17 protein-coding genes and 1 pseudogene are annotated in these 20,694 nt (G+C 57.2%); 13 read left to right on the plus strand and 5 right to left on the minus strand.

Translation table 11 applies throughout. The features are described from left to right. Positions 1–22: 22 nt before the first annotated feature. Positions 23–2,158 (minus strand): intracellular growth attenuator family protein, encoded by a 2,136-nt coding sequence (locus tag HA41_RS07395; RefSeq protein ID WP_094120230.1) that lies wholly within the window; start codon positions 2,156–2,158, stop codon positions 23–25. Positions 2,159–2,546: 388 nt separating this feature from the next. Here HA41_RS07395 and nudE point away from each other — a divergent pair, with 388 nt between their 5' ends. Continuing rightward, the gene (gene nudE, locus HA41_RS07400) at positions 2,547–3,110 is read left to right on the plus strand and encodes an ADP compounds hydrolase NudE (RefSeq protein ID WP_094120231.1); all 564 of its coding nucleotides are present in this window, start codon (positions 2,547–2,549) and stop codon (positions 3,108–3,110) included. 61 nt (positions 3,111–3,171) lie between these two features. Here nudE and mrcA read toward each other — a convergent pair whose 3' ends face one another. Beyond that, positions 3,172–5,715, minus strand: a complete 2,544-nt coding sequence (gene mrcA, locus HA41_RS07405) for a peptidoglycan glycosyltransferase/peptidoglycan DD-transpeptidase MrcA (protein WP_094120232.1) — start codon at positions 5,713–5,715, stop codon at positions 3,172–3,174. 117 nt (positions 5,716–5,832) lie between these two features. Here mrcA and pilM point away from each other — a divergent pair, with 117 nt between their 5' ends. From pilM to trpS, 12 genes and pseudogenes are all read left to right on the plus strand, one after another. Then, positions 5,833–6,639: a type IV pilus biogenesis protein PilM gene (pilM, locus tag HA41_RS07410; RefSeq protein ID WP_094120233.1), complete on the plus strand. Its 807-nt coding sequence runs from the start codon at positions 5,833–5,835 to the stop codon at positions 6,637–6,639. Further along, complete coding sequence (locus HA41_RS07415) at positions 6,639–7,181, plus strand: PilN domain-containing protein (protein ID WP_094120234.1); 543 nt, start codon at positions 6,639–6,641, stop codon at positions 7,179–7,181. Before pilM ends, HA41_RS07415 begins: the two co-directional genes overlap by 1 nt. Further along, positions 7,174–7,668: a HofO family protein gene (locus tag HA41_RS07420; protein WP_094120235.1), complete on the plus strand. Its 495-nt coding sequence runs from the start codon at positions 7,174–7,176 to the stop codon at positions 7,666–7,668. The genes HA41_RS07415 and HA41_RS07420 overlap by 8 nt, the downstream gene beginning before the upstream one ends. Further along, entirely contained in the window at positions 7,658–8,041 is a 384-nt protein-coding gene (locus tag HA41_RS07425) for a HofP DNA utilization family protein (protein WP_094120236.1), read from the plus strand. The genes HA41_RS07420 and HA41_RS07425 overlap by 11 nt, the downstream gene beginning before the upstream one ends. After that, positions 7,980–9,251 carry a DNA uptake porin HofQ gene (gene hofQ / locus HA41_RS07430; protein ID WP_094120237.1) on the plus strand — a complete coding sequence of 424 codons (1,272 nt, stop codon included), beginning with the start codon at positions 7,980–7,982 and terminating at the stop codon, positions 9,249–9,251. The genes HA41_RS07425 and hofQ overlap by 62 nt, the downstream gene beginning before the upstream one ends. 363 nt (positions 9,252–9,614) lie before the next feature. Beyond that, positions 9,615–10,136 carry a shikimate kinase AroK gene (gene aroK / locus HA41_RS07440; protein ID WP_003852989.1) on the plus strand — a complete coding sequence of 174 codons (522 nt, stop codon included), beginning with the start codon at positions 9,615–9,617 and terminating at the stop codon, positions 10,134–10,136. Positions 10,137–10,174: 38 nt separating this feature from the next. Continuing rightward, the gene (aroB, locus tag HA41_RS07445) at positions 10,175–11,263 is read left to right on the plus strand and encodes a 3-dehydroquinate synthase (protein WP_094120238.1); all 1,089 of its coding nucleotides are present in this window, start codon (positions 10,175–10,177) and stop codon (positions 11,261–11,263) included. Between the two features lie 72 nt (positions 11,264–11,335). After that, a complete protein-coding gene (locus HA41_RS07450; protein WP_094120239.1) occupies positions 11,336–12,376 on the plus strand; it encodes an SPOR domain-containing protein in 1,041 nt (346 codons plus the stop codon). Between the two features lie 97 nt (positions 12,377–12,473). Continuing rightward, a pseudogene (gene dam, locus HA41_RS07455) lies at positions 12,474–13,286 on the plus strand (adenine-specific DNA-methyltransferase); the annotation flags it as partial. Positions 13,287–13,353: 67 nt separating this feature from the next. Beyond that, positions 13,354–14,037: a ribulose-phosphate 3-epimerase gene (rpe, locus tag HA41_RS07460; protein ID WP_031376791.1), complete on the plus strand. Its 684-nt coding sequence runs from the start codon at positions 13,354–13,356 to the stop codon at positions 14,035–14,037. Beyond that, complete coding sequence (locus HA41_RS07465) at positions 14,021–14,698, plus strand: phosphoglycolate phosphatase (protein WP_094120241.1); 678 nt, start codon at positions 14,021–14,023, stop codon at positions 14,696–14,698. The genes rpe and HA41_RS07465 overlap by 17 nt, the downstream gene beginning before the upstream one ends. Positions 14,699–14,714: 16 nt before the next feature. Next, a complete protein-coding gene (trpS, locus tag HA41_RS07470; protein WP_094120242.1) occupies positions 14,715–15,716 on the plus strand; it encodes a tryptophan--tRNA ligase in 1,002 nt (333 codons plus the stop codon). A gap of 487 nt (positions 15,717–16,203) precedes the next feature. Here the strand turns inward: trpS and cysG are convergent, their stop codons facing one another. From cysG to nirB, 3 genes are read right to left on the minus strand one after another with little or no spacing between them, the layout of a single operon-like run. Further along, the gene (gene cysG, locus HA41_RS07480) at positions 16,204–17,568 is read right to left on the minus strand and encodes a siroheme synthase CysG (protein ID WP_094120243.1); all 1,365 of its coding nucleotides are present in this window, start codon (positions 17,566–17,568) and stop codon (positions 16,204–16,206) included. Positions 17,569–17,613: 45 nt separating this feature from the next. Continuing rightward, positions 17,614–17,940 (minus strand): nitrite reductase small subunit NirD, encoded by a 327-nt coding sequence (gene nirD / locus HA41_RS07485; RefSeq protein WP_094120244.1) that lies wholly within the window; start codon positions 17,938–17,940, stop codon positions 17,614–17,616. After that, on the minus strand, positions 17,940–20,477 hold the full coding sequence (nirB, locus tag HA41_RS07490; RefSeq protein WP_094120245.1) for a nitrite reductase large subunit NirB: 2,538 nt from the start codon (positions 20,475–20,477) through the stop codon (positions 17,940–17,942). The genes nirD and nirB overlap by 1 nt, the downstream gene beginning before the upstream one ends. Positions 20,478–20,694: the final 217 nt, after the last annotated feature.

The raw sequence follows: 20,694 nt of genomic DNA on the forward strand, positions 1-20,694 counted from the left end.
GGGTAGCACAGAAGGGCAGGGCTCAGAATAACGAGCGCACACCCTGCAAAGTGCCGAGGTTATGGTTGAAGCACTTGTCGTAATAGTGCTGGATGTCGGTCATCCGCTGACGATTACGGTGCATACGGCGCAGGGCCAGCAGTCCGTTGATCAGCGCGCAGGTCACCAGCACCAGCAGCAGCAGCGCGGTACCGAGATAGCGCCATTGCGCCATCGCATCCGGCTCATTATGCAGCGCAATGTGCCGCGTGCCGTTGGCATCGGTCGACAGGCTGGTGATGATGCCACTGGCGCTGAACGGCGTATGCAGCAGCATGGCGGACATCCGTTGCAGCTCGCGCCATTGCGACGGCGGATCGAGGTCAAACAGCGAGACCGTTGGCTGAGGCTGATTCACTAGCTGGCGGCCCTCATCGCTGATAATCAGGAAGCCGCCCGGCGGTGGGCTATTGAGGTTTTCCGCTGCCCGGCGGGTTTCGCGAAAGAAGAAGGTCGAGGTGGCGGTATTCACCAGATTTTCCAGCGCTTCGGCACTCACCGGGCGCAGCAACACATTCATACCGTTCAGCTGGCCGGAATCGGCACGGCGCACCAGCGCTTCCCAGTCTTTCGCATTGCCTAAATTCACCAGTGCATTCTTCAGCCGGACGCAATCCTGCGGCTGATTACACAAATCCTGGGTTTTCATCACCAGATCGGAGAAATCGTCCAGCAGGATCATGCCGGATTTCTGAATCGCTGACGCCAGTTGCGGATTTAGCTTGGGATCGGTGCTGGTTTCCGGGTGCAGCTGCCGGGTGGTGGTCTCCAGCAGGGCAGCAGCCTTATCAATGATGTCCGATTGCGGCTGCGGCAGCGGTGTAGCGTTATTCCAGTAAACTGCTGAGCAGTCGAACGGCATAAAGGCGTAGCTGCGATTGCTCTGGTAGTTATCCGGTACGGAACACATGCCATTGCCGGTCACTTTCAGGTTGTCACCGATATTCAGGGTGACGCCGCTGAGCTTGTCCACGCTGCTCACTTCCAGGCTGTCGGTGCCCCTGGCCCAGGCCAGGCTGAGTTTAATCGGCATACTGAGCGGGATCCACGTCACCAGCAAGGCCAGCACCGTTAGCGATCCGCAGGCCAGCACCACGTTTTTACGCCAGCGCTGAATAGGAAAGTTTTTCACCTCATCCTGCAGTGACAGGAACCGACCCTGACGCACCACCTGACGGTTCAGGTAGATTTCCACGTCGGTCACCTGACCGAGATCGTGTGCCACGTAGGGTTGCCAGTGGGGCGGATAAGCGAGATCGATAATCCCCAGCGTGATATTGCTCTGCTCCTGGTTGGATTCACTGAACAGGCCCCAGCGCTTAGGTGCGCCGCGCAGACAGTGAATGTCACGCAGGCCGCGTTCACCCGGAATGCGATAGAGCAGCCACAGGCTGGCGACGATCATCGCCGCGCCGGCCAGCACCAGCCAGATCATGAGTGTGGCCGGCACCAGCAGGCTGAAGAACAACAACAACAGGGCGAGCGAGATAATCACCGCCTCACGCGTGCCATCCGGACGCGACAGGCGATACTCTTCCGGCGTCTCTTTGCGCACCTTCAGCAGCTCAACGCTCTCGGTTTCGGCTTTGCGGATAGAGGCATTGGTCGAGACCGGGCGCATCAGCGTCGGCAGGTTTTGCTGATCAACGGCGTAATCGACCAGCGAATGACCGTTTAATGAGATCACCAGCGGAATAGATTGAGTGCGAATCAGTTCAACGTAGTTTTCATCAGTGATGTACTGCTCCCACAACGGCGGCAGATGCACTTCGACTTCGTCGAGATAGTAGCGCCATTTATGGGGATCGTCGGTTGACAGGCCGTAGCGGGTAATCGCACGCGTGACCGGATAGACATTATTACTTTGTGCGGTCAGGGTCAGACGTTCAGGCGCGGTTCGTTTATCCGTGGTGACGGCGGTACGCGGCTGCTTTTCCAGCGCAGCAACATACTTATCTACCGCTTTACGCTCCTGATCGGACAGCTTGCGGCAGGGCGGACTGATAAATGGCAGCGGTTTCGCCAACGGCGGACGATGCCGCATAGCGTACCAAAACCCAATGCCTGCCAGGATTGAACAGGTTAGCACTATGGCCAATATCGTAAAGATTGTGCTCATGCTCTGCTCAATTCAGCCAAAATGCTGCCTTCACTTTAAACTCATGCTCCCGGATACGCCCACTATTTAAGACAAATTGTGGGGGATTAAACAACTCTGACGAGTCATACAGACAAAAAAATAGCGCTGTAAATCATTTAATTAGCAATTGTTAAACCCTGCCTTGCCCGAATGGTAACCGTCTGAGACTGAATTAAATATCGGTATTATCTGAAACTGATCTCGATATATTGACTAATGTAAATTTTGTCTTACTGATAAGCCCAGGCTGTTATCCGGTGAGTATGGGGATGAAATGATAACCTTATGGTCTGACTGTCGCACAATTGACTGCGGTTAGGTATGCTAATTCGTTCCTGAGAGCCGGTGCAGTAAATTTGAGGCTGATATGAAAAATCCAAAAAAACCTGACATCCTCAATGTAACCGCTGTGGCGCGTTCACGGCTGTTTACCATTGAATCGGTCGATCTTGCCTTCAGCAATGGTGCGCGGCGCGTCTATGAGCGGATGAAACCCTCAGAACGTGAGGCGGTCATGATTGTACCGATTATTGACGATCATCTGATTCTGATTCAGGAATATGCGGTGGGGCTGGAAACCTACGAGCTTGGGTTTCCCAAAGGTCTGATCGATGCCGGTGAGACGGTGAATCAGGCCGCTGACCGTGAACTCAAAGAAGAAGTGGGCTTTGGCGCAGGTGAGCTGACCCCGCTGGGCAAACTCACCATGGCCCCGTCTTACTTCTCCAGCAAAATGAATATCGTGATCGCGGAAGGGCTGTATGCCGAGCAGCTGGAAGGCGATGAGCCAGAACCACTGATTGTTCACCGCTGGCCGCTGAGCGATATGTTATCTCTGTTACAGGAGCCCGATTTCCGCGAGGCGCGTAACGTCAGTGCGCTGTTTATGGCGCGCGAATGGCTGGTGAAGCAGGGGCGTCTTCAGTACTGAGTGAAAAATTCCGCATAAAAAAGGCCGACATCTGTCGGCCTTTTTTAATCTGCGTTTTACATCAGAAGAGTTCGTGGCTCTCACCATTATCCATAATGGTGGTGCCTACATCATGCACCGAGTACTCGGTCGGCTGGGTACCGTCAATGAAGTACTCCTGACGGGTATTGCCGCCGCCATTCGCCAGCTTACCGGTGCTGCGATCGATGGTCACCGTCACCACGCCTTCCGGTGGTGTTAACGGCTGAACCGGCACCCCCTCCAGCGCACTCTTCATGAAATCGTCCCATGCCGGTTGTGCGCTCTTCGCGCCGCCTTCATAGCCAGAAATCTGATCGGGAATCGCTCCTGACAGCGTGCTGCGGCCTAAATTGCGGCGGGCATCGTCAAAGCCAATCCACACCGAGGTCACCACGCCCGGGCCGTAACCAGAGAACCAGGCATCTTTCGAGCTGTTGGTGGTACCGGTTTTACCGCCGATATCATTACGTTTGAGGTCACGACCCGCACGCCAGCCGGTGCCCATCCAGCCTGGTTCGCCGAAGATATTCGAGTTCAGCGCGCTCTTGATCAGGAAAGTCAGCGGGGTGTTGATCACGTGCGGCGCATAGTTGCCCTGCTCAGGCGGGACAGGCACCTGCTCCAGCTCCGGCTGTGGTACCGCCTGATTCCGGTTTTTGTCCGACGCCGCCACATTTTCAACGCTCTCTTCATTCAGCGCCAGCGCCTTTTTGGTATCACCGTAGATCACCGGAAGATTGCACTGCGGACAGGCAATTTTCGGTTTCTCTTCAAACACCACACCGCCCTGTTCATTCTCAATCCGGCTGATGAAATAAGGATCAACCAGGAAGCCGCCGTTGGCCATCACCGAGTAACCACGAACCACCTGTAACGGCGTAAACGAGGCCGCACCCAGCGCCAGTGATTCGGTATGCACGATGTTTTGCGCCGGGAAGCCGAAACGCTGCAGATACTCTGCGGCATAATCGACGCCCATCGCACGCATCGCACGTACCATCACTACGTTCTTCGACTGGCCTAATCCCTGACGCAGTCGAATCGGGCCATCATAGGTCGGCGGGGAGTTTTTCGGACGCCAGTCGGCACCGGCACCCGCATCCCAGCGTGAAATCGGCACGTCGTTGAGGATCGAGGCCAGCGTCAGACCACGGTCCATCGCGGCCGTATAGAGGAAGGGCTTGATATTCGACCCGACCTGACGCAGCGCCTGAGTGGCGCGGTTAAACATGCTCTGGTTGAAATCAAAGCCACCGACCAGCGCCCGTACGGCGCCGTCATTCGGATCGAGGGAAACCAGCGCCGAGTTAACATCCGGTACCTGGCCCAGCCACCACGCATCATCCACTTTGCGTACCCAAATCTGCTGGCCTGGCTGTAAAACCTGGCTCACGCTTTTTGGCGTCGGGCCCTGTACGGTGTCAGACTTATAAGGACGAGCCCAGCGAACCCCGGCTAATGTCAGCGAGACATTGCTGCCATCTTTCATCATCACGGTCGCTTCATCGCTTCGTGCTTCAGTGACAACGCCTGGCTGGAGCGGGCCGTAGACCGGCAGCGTCTTCAGCGCCTTCTCGATCTGCGCCTGATCCCAGGCCGGTTCGCCAACTTTCCACAACACGCTGGTCGGGCCGCGATAGCCGTGACGCATATCATAGGCCATCACGTTGTTGCGCACCGACGTCTGCGCCGCTTGCTGCAGGCGACGGGTCACCGTAGTGTAAACCTTGTAACCGTCGGTATAAGCGTTTTCACCGTAACGTTTCACCATCTCCTGACGCACCATCTCACTGAGATAAGGGGCGGAGAAGGCGATTTCCGGACCGTGATACTTCGCCACCAGCGGGGTATTACGCGCCTCGTCATACTGCTGCTGCGTGATGTAATGCTGATCCAGCATACGCGCCAGCACCACGTTGCGACGTGATAACGCGCGACTGTGCGAGTAGAGCGGGTTGAAGGTCGACGGTGCTTTCGGCAGACCGGCAATCATCGCCATTTCACTCAGTGACAGCTGGTCGACCGGCTTACCAAAATAGACCTGCGAGGCGGCACCGACGCCATAAGCGCGGTAGCCGAGGTAGATTTTATTCAGGTAAAGCTCAAGAATTTCATCTTTATTCAGCAGCTGCTCAATGCGGATCGCCAGAAACGCTTCCTTTATTTTACGCATCAACGTGCGTTCCGGACTCAGGAAGAAGTTACGCGCCAACTGTTGAGTAATGGTACTGGCGCCCTGCGAAGCATGGCCCGAGATCAGCGCAATGCTGGCGGCACGGAAGATGCCAATCGGATCGACGCCGTGATGCTCATAAAAACGGCTATCTTCGGTTGCGATAAAGGCTTTCACCATCTCAGGTGGGATTTGCTGCAGCTTTAAAGGAATACGGCGCATTTCACCGTATTGCGCCATCAGCTCGCCCTCAGCGCTGTAAACCTGCATCGGCGTTTGCAGACGCACATCTTTCAGCGTGTTCACATCGGGCAACTGGGGCTCTATGTATTTGTACAAACCATAAATCGAGCCTGCTCCCAACAACATGCAACACACTGCAAGGATCAATAAATACTTTACGAACTTCACCTGGAATTTCCCATCTGTTGTCGTTTGAGCAGTTTATAAACAACCGCGCGGTAGTATAAAGGCAAGCCAGACGCTTTGATATGTCCATTTTTCCGGGACGATAAGGAGATCGCGCGCATGGCTTTTCATACCTGGCAAATTGGGCTGGATATTCAGAATAGGCAGATTTGTGCCCTGGCCCTCCAGCCTCAACGTGATGGCTGGCAGCTACGCCACTGGTGGCAGCAGCGGCTGCCGCAAGATACGTTAAGAAACGGCGTGCTGCAATCTTCGCCTGAATTACTGGCGGCCTTAACTGCCTGGCGACAGCGCCTGCCACGACGCTACTCCCTGCGCGTCGGGCTGCCGGCCCAGCTGGTGTTACAGCGATCGCTGCCGCTTCCGACGCAGCCGCTCAGCGAGCCGGCGCTGGGTCACTATGTGCAGGCGGCGGCACGACGGCTTTTCCCGCTGGAACCCAATGCGCTGGCGCTGGATTACCGGCCGGATGCGCAGAGCGGTCAGCTCTGCGTCACTGCCGCACGGCTGGAGATGATTGAACAGTGGGCAGCACCGCTGCGGCAGGCTGGGTTAACGCCGCAGGTCTTTGAGCTGACCACCGAGGCGCTGAAACGACTGGCACAACAGGCCCGGCTGACTGCCGGATCGGTGCTGGTTATGCAGCAGGAAAAGCGCTGGCTGTGGAGCGACGGTCAGACCGCTGCGGATGCAGGCGACGCGATTTCGCTTGAGGCATTACAGCAACAGGCTTTCCCACAGGCCTCACTGCTGTTGGTCTGCGCCTCACAATCCGTGGCGTGGCCTGCCGCCGCGATGCCTTTCTCACCCTTCGATCTGATTCCGTTTCAGCAGCCACCGTTACCCGCCAATCCCGGTGCGTTTGCGCTGGCGACCGGTCTGGCGCTGCGGGCTAAGGATTGCTGATGGTAGCGGTCAATCTGCTGCCGTGGCGCCAGCGGCAGGCGGCGCAACAGCGGCGACAAAGCCTGGTGGTGTTGACAGGCGTTACGGTCAGCCTGCTGTTGCTGGTGATGCTTCAGATCTGGCGGCTGCATCGCGTACAGCAGCAGGTCGCCGCAGAGACCGCAACGGTGCAGGCGGCACTGGACGATCTGATGTCACGTTTAGCCCGGCAAAAAGCGTTACTGGAACAGCTTGCGGCGCAGCAAAAGCAGCGGGAGAAGGCGCAGCAACAGGCAACGCAGCGGGCTGCCTGGCAGCAATTCTGGCTGGATTTACCGGTGCTGCTGCCCGACACCGTCTGGCTGAACCAGCTTGAGAAGCGAGAGAGCCAATTCTCGCTGGAGGGTCAGGCGCAGGATGTGCAGGCAATCCTGCAGTTTCGTCAGCAACTGGCTGCCCTGACGCTGTTCGGCCGGGTGGAGCAGGGCAGCGTGCAGCGTCAGCCTGGTGGGGGGTATCGTTTTACCCTGCGTGCGCAGCTTCAGGCGGTGAATCATGAGTGAGTGGTGGGTGAGCTGGTGGCAGATGAACAAGATTCCACGCTACGGTACGCTGGCGGCAGTCGCATCCGCTCTACTGATACTGTGCTGGCTGATGTGGCTGCGGCCGGAGCGACAGACGCTGGTAACCCAACAGCAGAAGCTGCAACAGCTGATGAGCCAGTTGCAGCTGCGCCAGCGGCAATGGCACCAGAATCCGCCGAACGCGCTGTTGCAGGCACAGCTCTTAACCCAGGCTGCACCTCCTTCAGCGGTGACCTCTGTTCAGGGGGTGGAAACGGTCCTTGCGTCACGGCGCGGCCAGCTTGAACAGTGGCAACCCGATGCCCGGCCCCGCACCCTGACGCTGCATCTGCAATGGCAGTCGTTTCAGCCGTTGTTTGCTGAACTTGCCCAGGCTGCGGCCCCTTTCCCGGCGCGTTTTCGGGTGCTTGCGCAGCCGCAGCATCTGGTGGTGCAACTCTGGCTGGAACCTGACGATGCGCCGTAGTCTGCTGATTTTACTGCTGTGCTGCAGCAGCACGCTGGCGCGCGATCCGTTTCATCCGGTTGCGGGTGCAATCTGCCTGCCGCCGGTGGCGCTGCTAACCGGCTGGCAACTGCAAGGGATCATTGGACGGCCCTCCCGCTTCCATGCCTTGCTGGTGACGCCGCAGGGAAAAGTGATAGTGGTGCGGGCCAGGCAATCGCTGGCACTGGCACCGTGGCAGCTTAGCGACATTGACCGGCGCAGCCTGACCCTGGCGGTCAGGAACAGCTGCAGTGCGCAACGTACCGCATTTTATTTAGCAGGAGCTTCGCATGAAAAGGATTCTGACGTTATGGCTGGCACTCTGCTGCCTGTTGCCGGCCCACGCCGCTGACGATCAACGTCTCAGCCTGGCATTTGATAACGCGCCGGTTGAGCGCATTTTACAGGCCCTGGCCGACTACCAGCAGATCAACCTGATTATCGCGCCGGAAGTCGCGGGATCATTGTCGCTGCGGCTGGATGATCTGCCGTGGCATCAGGCACTGGAGCTGGTCGCACGTATGGCAAAGCTGACGCTGATCGAGCACGAGAACGTGTTATTGGTCTATCCGGAAAGCTGGCAGCAGGCGCAGCGGCTGACCCGCGATGAAGAGCAGAAAGATCGGTTGCAACAGGCGCCGCTGCAACAGCGTGCAGTGCTGCTGCATTATGCCAGCGCCAGCGAGATACACCGTAGCCTGCTGGGTGAGCGTCAGTCATTGATGACGCCACGCGGTAGCGTCACGGTGGATAAACGCACCAACACACTGTTAATACGTGATACGGCTGCGGCGTTACAGGAGACGGAGCGCTGGCTAAAGGCGCTCGATCTGCCGCTGGAGCAAATTGAGCTGGCGGCACACATCGTTACCATCAGTGAAGAGCATTTACATGAACTCGGCGTCAACTGGGGACTACAGGCCGGTGACGCGGCAGTCACCCAGGCGCTTCATCATCCGCGGCTGGCGATTCCGCTGGCAGTGAGGTCGCCAGGCGCGAGCGTTGGCATGACGCTCGCGCGCATTGGCGGCCAGCTGCTGGATCTGGAGCTAAGCGCGCTGGAACAGGAAAATCAGATCGAAATTATTGCCAGTCCGCGTCTGTTTACCTCTCATCAGCAAACGGCCTCGATCAAACAGGGTACTGAGATTCCTTATCAGGTCTCGGCCGGTAACAGCGGCGCAACCAGTGTTGAATTTAAAGAAGCGGTGCTGGGGATGGAGGTCACGCCCAGCGTTTCCGGCCAGGGGCGTATCCAGCTTAAAATTCATATCAGTCAGAATATGCCGGGCCGCAATATTAAAACCGGTGACAATGAGGTGCTGTCGATTGATAAACAGGAGATTGAAACCCAGGTAACGGTCAGGGACGGGGAGACACTGGCGCTGGGCGGCATCTTTCAGCAGCAGCGAACCCGGGGAGAAAATCGGGTGCCGATACTGGGAAAGGTGCCGCTGATCGGCGGGCTGTTTCGTCAGCAGTCTGAGCAGCGCAAAAAAAGAGAGCTGGTGATCTTCATTACGCCGCGATTGGTCAGGGAAGCAGCGCTTACGGCTGGATAAAACGGAAAATAGGTCCCAGACGGCCATCCGATTTGACGCAGGACAGGAATTAGCTTACAAGGTTTAGCGATTTTCAATACGGTGTAACCGTCTAGGTTGGGTAAATCCCAGCAAACAGATCAGAAAATTCCTCTGTGAGCAGCGTTGTAAAGACGCAGCGCTGGCGCGTTACAGTTTCGCGAACCACGGGCCAATTCAGAAATGGATTTGCTGCAGGCAATATAATCGGTTGCCAAACAGCCTTGAGTGTTGAGATAATTTTTCGTCTGACTCTTGCTAATGCTCATGAGGTCTCAGTTCCTGTCCCGCCAGCTAATGCTGAACGCGGGGTATCATTAACGAATTCTTAGTAATACCGACAAAATGGCAGAGAAACGCAATATCTTTCTGGTTGGGCCGATGGGTGCCGGCAAAAGCACTATTGGTCGTCAGTTGGCTCAGCAACTCAACATGGAGTTCTTCGATTCCGATCAGGAAATTGAGCGACGCACCGGAGCGGATGTGGGCTGGGTTTTTGATGTCGAAGGCGAAGCTGGCTTTCGTGATCGCGAAGAAAAAATCATTAACGAACTGACTGAAAAGCAAGGCATCGTCCTGGCGACAGGCGGTGGCTCCGTCAAATCCCGGGAAACGCGTAATCGTCTCTCCGCCCGCGGCGTTGTGGTTTATCTTGAGACCACCATCGAAAAGCAACTGGCGCGCACACAACGTGACAAAAAACGTCCGTTGCTGCAGGTGGATTCACCGCCGCGTGAAGTGCTTGAAGCGCTGGCTGGCGAACGTAATCCGCTGTATGAAGAGATCGCCGACGTCACGATTCGCACAGATGATCAGAGTGCGAAAGTGGTGGCGAATCAGATTATCCACATGTTGGAAAAAAGTTGATCCAACGTTCGAAGGCTCTTTAACAGGTATCGAGCATCATGGAGAAGATCACCGTCTCACTGGGGGAACGCAGTTACCCCATCACTATCGCCGCCGGACTGTTTAACGATCCGGCTTCTTTTTGGCCGCTGACCGCGGGCGAAAACGCCATGGTGGTGACCAACCAGACGCTGGCACCGCTGTATCTCGACAAACTGTCGGCGCTGCTGACGGCGGCGGGTGTGAAAGTGGATCAGGTGATTTTACCCGACGGCGAGCAGTACAAAACGCTGGCCGTGATGGATCAGGTCTTCACCGCATTACTGCAAAAACCGCACGGTCGTGATACGACGCTGATCGCTTTAGGCGGCGGCGTGATTGGCGATCTGACCGGTTTTGCTGCGGCCAGTTATCAGCGTGGCGTGCGCTTTATTCAGGTGCCGACCACCTTACTGTCGCAGGTTGACTCTTCGGTTGGCGGCAAAACAGCCGTAAACCATCCGCTCGGCAAAAATATGATTGGCGCGTTTTATCAGCCCGCTTCGGTGGTGATTGATACGGCGTGTCTGCAGACACTACCGGCTCGTGAACTGGCATCCGGTCTGGCTGAAGTGATCAAGTACGGCATCATCCTTGATGGTGCGTTTTTCCAGTGGCTGGAGCAGAATCTTGATGCACTGCTGGCGCTGGATGAACAGGCACTCGCTTACTGCATCCGCCGCTGCTGTGAATTAAAAGCCGACGTGGTGGCTGCCGATGAGCGGGAAACCGGACAGCGCGCACTGCTCAATCTGGGGCACACCTTTGGTCACGCGATTGAAGCGCACATGGGCTACGGCAACTGGCTGCATGGCGAAGCGATTGCGGCGGGCATGGTGATGGCCGCGCGCACCGCCGAACGCCTGGGGCAGTTCAGCCCGGAACAGACTGAACGTATCATCACCTTGCTGCAGCGTGCCGGTTTACCGGTGCAGGGACCGCAGGCGATGAGCGCAGAGATCTATCTGCCCCATATGATGCGCGACAAGAAAGTGCTGGCGGGTGAATTACGGCTGGTGCTTCCGTTGTCGATTGGCCGCTCTGAAGTGCGTGGCGGCGTGGCTCATGATATGGTGCTGGCTGCAATTAACGATTGCCAGGCATCTTGATATTTAGCAGTTAAGTGGTGACGCGGCGCGCAGGGTGCGCAGTGCGGAATGCCGCTTTACGGAGGAGGCAAAATGGATGAGTTCAAACCGGAAGACGAGTTAAAACCTGACGCCAGTGACCGTCGTCCCTCGCGCCCACGTAAGCCGTCTACCGCAGCCAAAATACCGGTTTCGCGCCAGCGCATCATGATGGGCGTCGGGATTCTGGTGCTGCTGTTACTGGTGCTGGGTATTGGTTCGGCGCTGAATGGCCCGGACGATAAAAAACCTGCCACCGGCAGTAACGGCGCTAACACGCCTGCCACTGGCGGCGGAACCAACAGCGAGAAAAACATCGATCTGACCGGCTCCTCCTCCATGTCCGGCGGACAAACCACGCCAGCGGCAACCGGGAACGCTGCGGCAACCCAGGGTGACGCGACCAGCAACCCGCCGCGCGATGTGTCAATGCCGCCGGTGGCCTCAACGCCGACCCAGGCTGCGCCGATTGAAACGCCTGCAAACCAGCAACGTGTCACCTTACCGGGCGATCTCAATAGCGCGCTGAGTAATCAGCAGCAGCAGATCGACAGTGCCGCGACCGGCGCGCAAAATGGCAGCTCATTGCCGACTGCGCCCGCCACCGTCAGTGGTAATGCGGGCACTGCAGCGAATCCGGTCAGAGCACCGGCCAGCCGTCAGACGCCAGACAGAGCCACGACTCAGACGCGACCTGCACATGAACCGGCGCACAAAACGGCCTCTAAGCCAGCGACCAGTGACAGCAGAACGCATACGACACCGGCGCGTACACCTACCAGCAACACGGCGAGCAGCAGCGCTGCAGGCAGCAGTTCAGCCAGCAAATCACTGCCAGGCGGCAGTTACACGCTGCAGCTGAGCGGGGCTTCCAAAGCAGAAAGCCTGAATGCCTGGGCGAAAAAACAGAATCTGAGTGCGTATCACGTCTACAAAACCACCCGCAACGGTCAGTCGTGGTACGTTCTGGTGAGTGGATCATACGCAACACCGGCGGAGGCCAAACGCGCTGTGGCATCGCTGCCAGCGGAAGTGCGTGCACAGAATCCGTGGGTTAAACCGGTTAGCCAGGTTAAGAAAGAAGCCAGTCAGTAATTGATGTGGGGCCAGCGTTACTGGCCCCGTTTTAAGCGCAGATCTGCTGTCGGTCCAGCCACAGCCTCACAATAAGATGTAATAACCACGACAGCATGAAAAAAATCGCGCTTTCCTGAAATGGGCAGGGGGAAAATTTCCCTTAGTAGAAGAGATCCATCGCTACCTGCCACAAGGCGACTGTTTGATCGAGCCGTTTGTTGGGGCGGGATCGGTGTTCCTGAACACCGACTTCGATCGCTACCATCTTGCCGATATCAACAGCGATCTGATCAATCTCTATAACATTGTTAAAACGCGCACGGCGGATTTTATTCGTGACGCGCAGTTGCTGTTTACCCCGGAAGGGAACAACGAAGTCTGCTATTACCTGCGTCGTACCGAATTTAACACCAGCACTGATGCCTATCAGCGTGCGCTGCTTTTCCTCTATCTTAATCGTCACTGTTACAACGGCTTATGCCGCTATAACCTGCGCGGTGAATTTAACGTGCCGTTTGGCCGCTACCGCAAACCCTACTTTCCTGAAGCAGAACTGTTATGGTTTGCCGAGCGCGCGCAAAAAGCGACGTTTGTCTGTGAATCGTACGATGTTACCCTGACCAATGCTGGTAAAGGCTCCGTGGTATATTGTGATCCGCCCTATGCGCCGCTGTCGGCGACAGCGAACTTCACGGCTTATCACACCAACAGTTTTAGCCTGCGCGAGCAGCAGCATCTGGCAACGTTAGCGGCACAGCTGGCCTCGTCAGAACACCGGATTCCGGTACTGATTTCTAACCACGACACTGCACTGACGCGTTTGTGGTATCAGGATGCAGTGTTACATGTGGTCAAAGCCCGGCGTTCCATTAGCCGAAGCATAGCCGGTCGCACTAAGGTCGACGAACTGCTGGCGCTCTATAGCTAGCCTGTTTCGTCCGCGACCAACGCATTACGCCAGCCGCAAGGCTGGCGCACAACAGTGGGAGAATCGGATGAAACAATATTTGCTGGCCCCTTCAATCCTTTCGGCGGACTTTGCTCGCCTGGGCGAAGATACCGCGAAAGCGCTGGAGGCCGGAGGCGACGTGGTTCACTTCGACGTGATGGATAACCACTATGTGCCCAACCTGACCATGGGCCCGATGGTTCTGAAAGCGTTGCGCGACTATGGCATCACCGCACCCATCGATGTGCATCTGATGGTTAAACCGGTCGATGCATTGATCCCCGAGTTCGCCCGTGCAGGCGCGACCTACATTACTTTTCATCCTGAAGCCAGTGAACACGTCGATCGCACGCTGCAGCTGATTAAAGAACATGGCTGCAAAGCTGGCCTGGTCTTCAATCCGGCGACGCCGCTGAGTTACCTCGATTACGTGATGGATAAGCTGGATATCATTTTGCTGATGTCAGTGAATCCGGGCTTTGGTGGCCAGTCGTTTATCCCCGGCACGCTGGATAAGCTGCGTGAAGCGCGCAAGCGTATCGACCAGAGCGGTTACAATATTCGTCTCGAAGTGGATGGCGGCGTGAAGATTGATAACATCGGTCAGATCGCAGCGGCAGGCGCCGACATGTTTGTCGCCGGTTCAGCCATCTTTGGTCACCCGGATTACAAAAAAGTGATCGATGAGATGCGCAACGAGCTGGAGAAAGCCAATGGCTCCTTTCACTGATATCCGGGCACTGGCATTTGATCTCGACGGCACGCTGGTGGATAGTGCGCCGGGCCTTGCTGAGGCGATCGATCGGACGCTGAAAGATCTCAGCCTGCCGGTGGCCGGCCTTGAGCGCGTCTCGACCTGGATTGGCAACGGGGCCGATATCATGATGGCGCGCGCCCTGACTTACGCGCTGGGCCGTGAGCCGCAGCCGGATGAGCAGCATGATGCGCGTGCACTGTTCGACAAACATTATGCCGACACGGTGGATGCGGGCAGCACGCTGTTCCCGCAGGTGAAGCAGACGCTGACTGCGCTACAGGGCGCCGGTCTGCCGCTGGCGATTGTCACCAATAAGCCCACGCCGTTTGTCGCGCCTCTGCTGCAGTCGCTTGGCATTGCGGAGGCCTTCTCCCTGATTATCGGCGGTGACGATGTGCCGGTGAAGAAACCGCATCCGGCGGCGATCTTTATGGTATTGGGCACCTTTGGTGTGCTGCCCGGCCAGCTGCTTTTTGTTGGCGATTCGCGTAACGATATCCAGGCGGCTCAGGCGGCGGGCGTGCCAAATATTGGCATGACCTTTGGCTATAACTACGGCGAACCGATTGCCCGTAGCCAGCCCGATTTAACACTCGACTCTTTTGATCAACTTCTGCCCGCTCTCGGGCTGTAATTATCAGGACTTAAGTATGAAACCCATTGTTTTCAGCGGCGCACAGCCGTCCGGCGAACTGACCATTGGCAACTATATGGGTGCGCTGCGTCAGTGGGTGCAGATGCAGGATGATTTCCACTGCATTTACTGTATCGTCGATCTGCACGCCATTACCGTTCGTCAGGACCCCGTTGCGCTGCGTAAGGCAACGCTGGATACGCTGGCGCTCTATCTGGCCTGCGGTATCGATCCCGAAAAAAGCACCATCTTTGTCCAGTCACATGTGCCTGAGCACACTCAGCTGAGCTGGATCCTTAACTGCTACGCCTATTTCGGTGAACTCAGCCGTATGACGCAGTTCAAGGATAAATCAGCGCGTTACGAAGAGAACATCAATGCCGGCCTGTTTGACTATCCGGTGCTGATGGCAGCCGATATTCTGCTCTATCAGACCCATCAGGTACCGGTTGGCGAAGATCAGAAACAGCATCTGGAGCTGAGCCGCGATATCGCCCATCGCTTTAACGCGCTGTATGGCGATATTTTCAAAGTGCCAGAGCCGTTTATTCCGAAGTCAGGTGCGCGCGTCATGTCACTGCTGGAACCGACGAAGAAAATGTCCAAGTCAGATGACAACCGTAACAACGTCATCGGTCTGCTGGAAGATCCGAAATCGGTCGTGAAGAAGATCAAACGCGCGGTAACCGACTCCGAAGAGCCGCCAGTAGTGCGCTATGACGTGAAAGAGAAAGCGGGCGTCTCTAACCTGCTGGATATCCTGTCAGGCGTGACCGGTAAAACCATCGTCGAGCTGGAACAGGAATTTGAAGGCAAGATGTATGGTCACCTGAAAGGCGCGGTAGCGGACGCGGTATCCGGTATGCTGACTGAGCTGCAGGAACGCTACCATCGTTTCCGCAACGACGATGCGTTGCTGGAGCAGGTGATGCGCGATGGTGCGGCGAAAGCCCGTGCGCAGGCGCAGGAAACCCTGAAAAAAGTCTACGAAGCCGTGGGTTTTGTTGCCATGCCGTAACGGCTTCGCGGAGAGAAAAACGGCGGGCCTGTTGCCCGCCGTTTTTTATTGCTCAATCAAAACACGTTCTATGGATGTAATGCTCGTCAGTTAAGTGGCAGGTGATAACGCAGTCTGGTGCCGCTCAGGGGCTGGCGGTCCTCGCGCCGCTGCGCGGTACCTTCACTTCATTCCTCTGCCTGACGGACCGCCGGGGATGGCACATCCTGTGCCGCCCCGCCTTTCGCCCGCGTCCTGCGGGCTCTCCCGGCAGACTCATTCTGTTCAGCGCTGTGGATTGCCTGCCCCTGATCGGCCCCCGCCTGCTCTGAAACTTCAGTGCGTGCAGTTTAAAAGGGCACAAGAGCAGAGGCGCTCAGGCCCGCACTTCGGCACGCCTGCCCAGAAAAAAAGCTGCCACGTTTGACCGTGACAGCCTATGCAAATTTAACCTTAACAGACGAGCATTACGTCCTGTGGCCGTGGTAATTTATCGGCCGTATCAGCGTTAAAACCAGCGCAGCCTGCCGCGCAGACTCACCACGCTGCCAATGATCATCAGGCCCGGACTGTTGACCTGTTGCGCCAGCGCCGCCAGTTCGATTAGCGTGCCGGTGATCACTCGCTGGCGGGTGCTGGTGCCATTTTCCACCAGTGCCACCGGCATATCGCCACGCATACCGTGCTGCAACAGCTGATGCTGAATCTCTGCGGCCTGCGCCAGACCCATGTAAAACACCAGCGTTTGTTGCTCCGCCGCCAGCGTCTGCCAGCAGAGCGAGCCCTCTTTCTGCACATGTCCGGTGACCAGTCTGACGCTCTGCGCGTGGTCGCGGTGGGTCAGGGGAATGCCGCTGTACGCCGCACAGCCCGAGGCCGCCGTGATGCCGGGCACCACGCTGAACGGAATCTGATGCTGCGCCAGCATCTCCAGCTCTTCGCCACCGCGGCCAAAGATAAAGGGATCGCCGCCTTTCAGCCGCACCACTCGTTTACCCCGTTGTGCCTGCTCCAGCAGCAGCTGATTAATCGCCTCCTGCGGGACGCAGTGGTGACCGGCGCGTTTGCCGACAAAAATACGCTCGGCATCGCGCCGCACCAGATTAAGCACCTCGTCGGAGACCAGCCGGTCATAGACCACAATATCCGCCTGCTGGATCTGCTGCAGTCCTTTCAGCGTTAGCAAGCCAGCATCGCCCGGACCAGCACCGACCAGCGTGACTTCACCCTGGCTGGGCAAATCTGCCGCAAACAGCGCGTCAGTGAGCTGCTGCGCGCGTTCGTCGTCACCGTTTGCCAGGGTTTGTGCCAGCCGTTCGCTGTTAAAAAAACGTTCCCAGAAGTGGCGACGCGCGGCAATTGAGGCGAACCGCTGCTTTACCCGCGCACGTAAACTGCCGGCCCGCTGCGCCAGCTGACCCAGATGTTGTGGCAGCATCGCTTCCAGCTTTTCCCGCAGTAAGCGGGCCAGCACCGGGGCGCGTCCGCCCGAAGAGACGGCCACCATCAGCGGTGAACGGTCGATGATGGACGGCATAATCGCGCTGGCCTGTTGCGGAGCATCGACCAGATTGCAGAAAATCCGCTGACGCTCAGCCACATCGGCTACCTGCTGATTGACCGCATCATCGTTGGTGGCGGCCACCACCAGCCAGCAATCGGTCAGCCAGTGTGGATCAAACTCGCCAGGCAACAGGGTAATGGCTTGCTGCTGCGCCCATTGCTGGAAAGCAGGCGAAAAATCGCGGGCGCCGACAGAGAGATCGGCACCCGCCTCCAGCAGCAGGCGGGCTTTGCGCTCTGCCACCTCGCCCGCACCGACCAGCAGGCAACGTTTGCCCTGCAGACGGCAAAACAGCGGAAAATAGTCCATACGCACTCCTCTAAAAAGCCCACCAGCGGCGGGCGGCAGACGAGATCAGAGGCAGACTTCAACCTGACCGGCATTCACCCGCACCGGATATGTCGCTACCGAGCGCGTTTCATCCTCCATGCAGACGCCATCACGCAACCGGAAATGCTGCTTTTTCAGCGGGCTGGCGACCCAGAGTTCCGTCTGATGTTCGGCGATGATGCCGCGAGACAGCACGCTGGCCTCGGCAAACGGGTCGATATTACTGATGGCATAGAGTTGCTCGTCGTTACGCGGACGAAAGATGGCAATCTGTTCGCCTTTCACCAGCGCGCAGACGCCGGTAGCGGGCAGGATTTGTGTCAGCTGACACACCGCATTCCACTGGCTCATTACTCGGCCTCCTCAATCAGGGTCACGGCGATGCGTTCTTCCGGGCGCGCCGGGCGATGCTGATCGCGTTCGGTCACCACCTGTATCGCCGGATCGCGCTGGGGGGAATTGATAAAGTGGGCGAAACGCGCCAGGCTGCTGCTCTCTTCCAGCGTGGTTTTCCATTCACAGCTGACGCTGGCGCGCAGCCGGTTCAGTTCCTGCTCCAGCTGGCTGTTAAGGCCGAGCTTATCGTCGACGATCACCTTGCGCAGATAGTCGATGCCGCCTTCGAGACTTTCCAGCCACAGTGAAGTGCGTTGCAGACGATCGGCGGTACGGATATAGAACATCATGAAGCGGTCGAGATAGGTGACCAGCGTTTGCTGATCGAGATCGGCCGCCAGCAGATCGCCATGGCGAGGTTTCATGCCGCCATTGCCGCAGACGTAGAGGTTCCAGCCTTTTTCGGTGGCGATGATGCCGACATCTTTACCCTGGGCTTCCGCACACTCACGGGTGCAGCCGGAGACGCCAAACTTCATTTTGTGCGGGGTACGAATGCCTTTATAGCGGTTCTCCAGCATCACGCCAAAGTCCAGGCTGTCGCCAACCCCGTAGCGGCACCAGGCGCTGCCGACACAGGTTTTCGCCATGCGTAATGCTTTTGCGTAGGCCTGGCCGGTCTCAAAGCCGGCGGCAATCAACCGGGACCAGATAGCGGGCAGATCCTCTTTCCGGGCACCAAACATGCCGATGCGCTGTGAACCGGTAATTTTGGTGTAGAGCTGGTAGTGCTCGGCAATCTCACCCACCACTTTCAATCCCTGCGGGGTGATTTCCCCGCCCGGCGAACGTGGAATCACCGAATAGGTGCCATCTTTCTGAATATTGCCGAGGTAGAGATCGTTGCTGTCCTGTAACGGAGCGTGCTGCGGCTTGAGCACATACTCATTCCAGCACGACGCCAGCAGGGAACCGACCGTCGGTTTACACACTTCGCAGCCGTAGCCCTGACCATATTTCGCCAGCAAATCGTCAAATGTTTTGATCTCTTCAACCTGAATCAGGTGATACAGCTCCTGACGCGAATAAGCGAAGTGCTCGCAAAGATGGTTATTGACCTCAATTCCCTGGCGGCTGAGTTCACTGTTAAGTACCTGTGTGATCAGCGGGATACAGCCGCCGCAGCCGGTCCCGGCGCGGGTCGCGCTTTTCAGCGCCGCCACGGTATGGCAGCCACCCTGAACCGCGCTGATGATGTCGCCTTTGCTGACGTCAAAACAGGAGCAAATCTGCGCGCTGTCGGGCAGAGAGTCGACCCCGATGGCCGGTTTTTCACCGCTTCCGGCCGGTAAAATCAACGCTTCCGGATTAGCGGGCAGCGGGATGGCATTCAGTACCAGCTGCAGCAGGTTGCCATAGTCGCTGGTGTCGCCCACCAGCACCGCGCCGAGTAAGGTTTGCTGGTCTTCGCTGAGGATTAAGCGTTTGTAGATCGATTTGCTCTCATCCAGCCACACCACACTGCGCGCGCCCGGCGTGGTGCCGCGCGTATCGCCGATGCCGCCGACATCAACACCCAGCAATTTCAGTTTGGCGCTCATGTCGGCACCGGTGAAGGCGTTGTCACGGCCCAGCAGGGTATCGCTGGCGACCTGCGCCATTTTATAACCAGGCGCCACCAGTCCATAAACCCGATTTTGCCAGGCCGCGCATTCACCGATGGCATAGATGGTGCTATCGCTGGTCTGACACCGGTCATTTATGGCGATGCCGCCGCGCGGCCCCAGCGCTAATCCACACTGCTTCGCCAGCTTGTCCTGCGGCCGGATGCCGGTCGAGAAGACGATGAAATCGACCTCCAGCTCGCTGCCATCGGCAAACTCTAAGGTTTTACCGCCGTGTTCGTGATGGTGGATCTGCTGGGTATTTTTGCCGGTATGCACCCGTACACCCATCTGCTCAATTTTACGGCGAAGCTGCTCACCACCTTGCTGATCGAGTTGCTCTGCCATCAGCACCGGTGCGAACTCAATGACATGGGTTTCGATGCCGAGGTTCTTCAGTGCGCCTGCTGCCTCCAGCCCCAGCAGCCCACCGCCGATCACCGCGCCACGTTTGCTGCGACGCGAACAGGCTTCGATAGCGTTGAGATCTTCAATGGTGCGATAGACAAAGCAATCGCTGCCTTCTGCGCCCTTGATCGGCGGAATCCACGGATAAGACCCGGTGGCGAACACCAGAGTGTCGTAATGCACCGCGCGGCCGGTAGTGGAGTGAATCAGTTTCTCATCGCGATTAATGGTAATGGCGCGTTCACCCAGCAGCAGATTGACCTGATGCCGTTCGTAATACCCTTCGCGAACCAGGGAGAGCTCTTCGGCTGTGTGATGAGAGAAATAGGCGGAAAGGTGGACACGATCGTAGGCGACGCGTGGCTCTTCACAAAAGACGGTTAATGAAAACTGGTCGGGCTCAGCTTTCTCAAGCAGTTCCTCTATGAAGCGGTGGCCGACCATGCCGTTACCAATAATGACGACATTGTGCTTGCTCATTTTTGCCTCAAATTTGCGATATCTGCGGCTACAATAGCGCGCCATTTCTGACGCTTATTGATATACATCAAGCGCCCTGCCATATACCTATTTAGAGGTATGTTTTTGATTTGAAATAAGTTTATTCAGAGGAGCGGTTAGCAGGATAAAGGCGTTGCCCGGGGCGGGCTGAATCGTGCTAGCTTTAACCTCAGGCGCTTAACCAGAAAGGAGCGGG

It is taken from the genome of Pantoea conspicua (assembly GCF_002095315.1).
GTDB lineage: Bacteria > Pseudomonadota > Gammaproteobacteria > Enterobacterales > Enterobacteriaceae > Pantoea > Pantoea conspicua.

Bases quoted from the DNA above. Each gene is read 5' to 3' on its own strand.
- HA41_RS07395 (WP_094120230.1), bottom strand. From the start codon at position 2,158: ATGAGCACAATCTTTACGATATTGGCCATAGTGCTAACCTGTTCAATC.
- nudE (WP_094120231.1), top strand. From the start codon at position 2,547: ATGAAAAATCCAAAAAAACCTGACATCCTCAATGTAACCGCTGTGGCG.
- pilM (WP_094120233.1), top strand. From the start codon at position 5,833: ATGGCTTTTCATACCTGGCAAATTGGGCTGGATATTCAGAATAGGCAG.
- HA41_RS07415 (WP_094120234.1), top strand. From the start codon at position 6,639: ATGGTAGCGGTCAATCTGCTGCCGTGGCGCCAGCGGCAGGCGGCGCAA.
- HA41_RS07420 (WP_094120235.1), top strand. From the start codon at position 7,174: ATGAGTGAGTGGTGGGTGAGCTGGTGGCAGATGAACAAGATTCCACGC.
- HA41_RS07425 (WP_094120236.1), top strand. From the start codon at position 7,658: ATGCGCCGTAGTCTGCTGATTTTACTGCTGTGCTGCAGCAGCACGCTG.
- hofQ (WP_094120237.1), top strand. From the start codon at position 7,980: ATGAAAAGGATTCTGACGTTATGGCTGGCACTCTGCTGCCTGTTGCCG.
- aroK (WP_003852989.1), top strand. From the start codon at position 9,615: ATGGCAGAGAAACGCAATATCTTTCTGGTTGGGCCGATGGGTGCCGGC.
- aroB (WP_094120238.1), top strand. From the start codon at position 10,175: ATGGAGAAGATCACCGTCTCACTGGGGGAACGCAGTTACCCCATCACT.
- HA41_RS07450 (WP_094120239.1), top strand. From the start codon at position 11,336: ATGGATGAGTTCAAACCGGAAGACGAGTTAAAACCTGACGCCAGTGAC.
- rpe (WP_031376791.1), top strand. From the start codon at position 13,354: ATGAAACAATATTTGCTGGCCCCTTCAATCCTTTCGGCGGACTTTGCT.
- HA41_RS07465 (WP_094120241.1), top strand. From the start codon at position 14,021: ATGGCTCCTTTCACTGATATCCGGGCACTGGCATTTGATCTCGACGGC.
- trpS (WP_094120242.1), top strand. From the start codon at position 14,715: ATGAAACCCATTGTTTTCAGCGGCGCACAGCCGTCCGGCGAACTGACC.
- cysG (WP_094120243.1), bottom strand. From the start codon at position 17,568: ATGGACTATTTTCCGCTGTTTTGCCGTCTGCAGGGCAAACGTTGCCTG.
- nirD (WP_094120244.1), bottom strand. From the start codon at position 17,940: ATGAGCCAGTGGAATGCGGTGTGTCAGCTGACACAAATCCTGCCCGCT.
- nirB (WP_094120245.1), bottom strand. From the start codon at position 20,477: ATGAGCAAGCACAATGTCGTCATTATTGGTAACGGCATGGTCGGCCAC.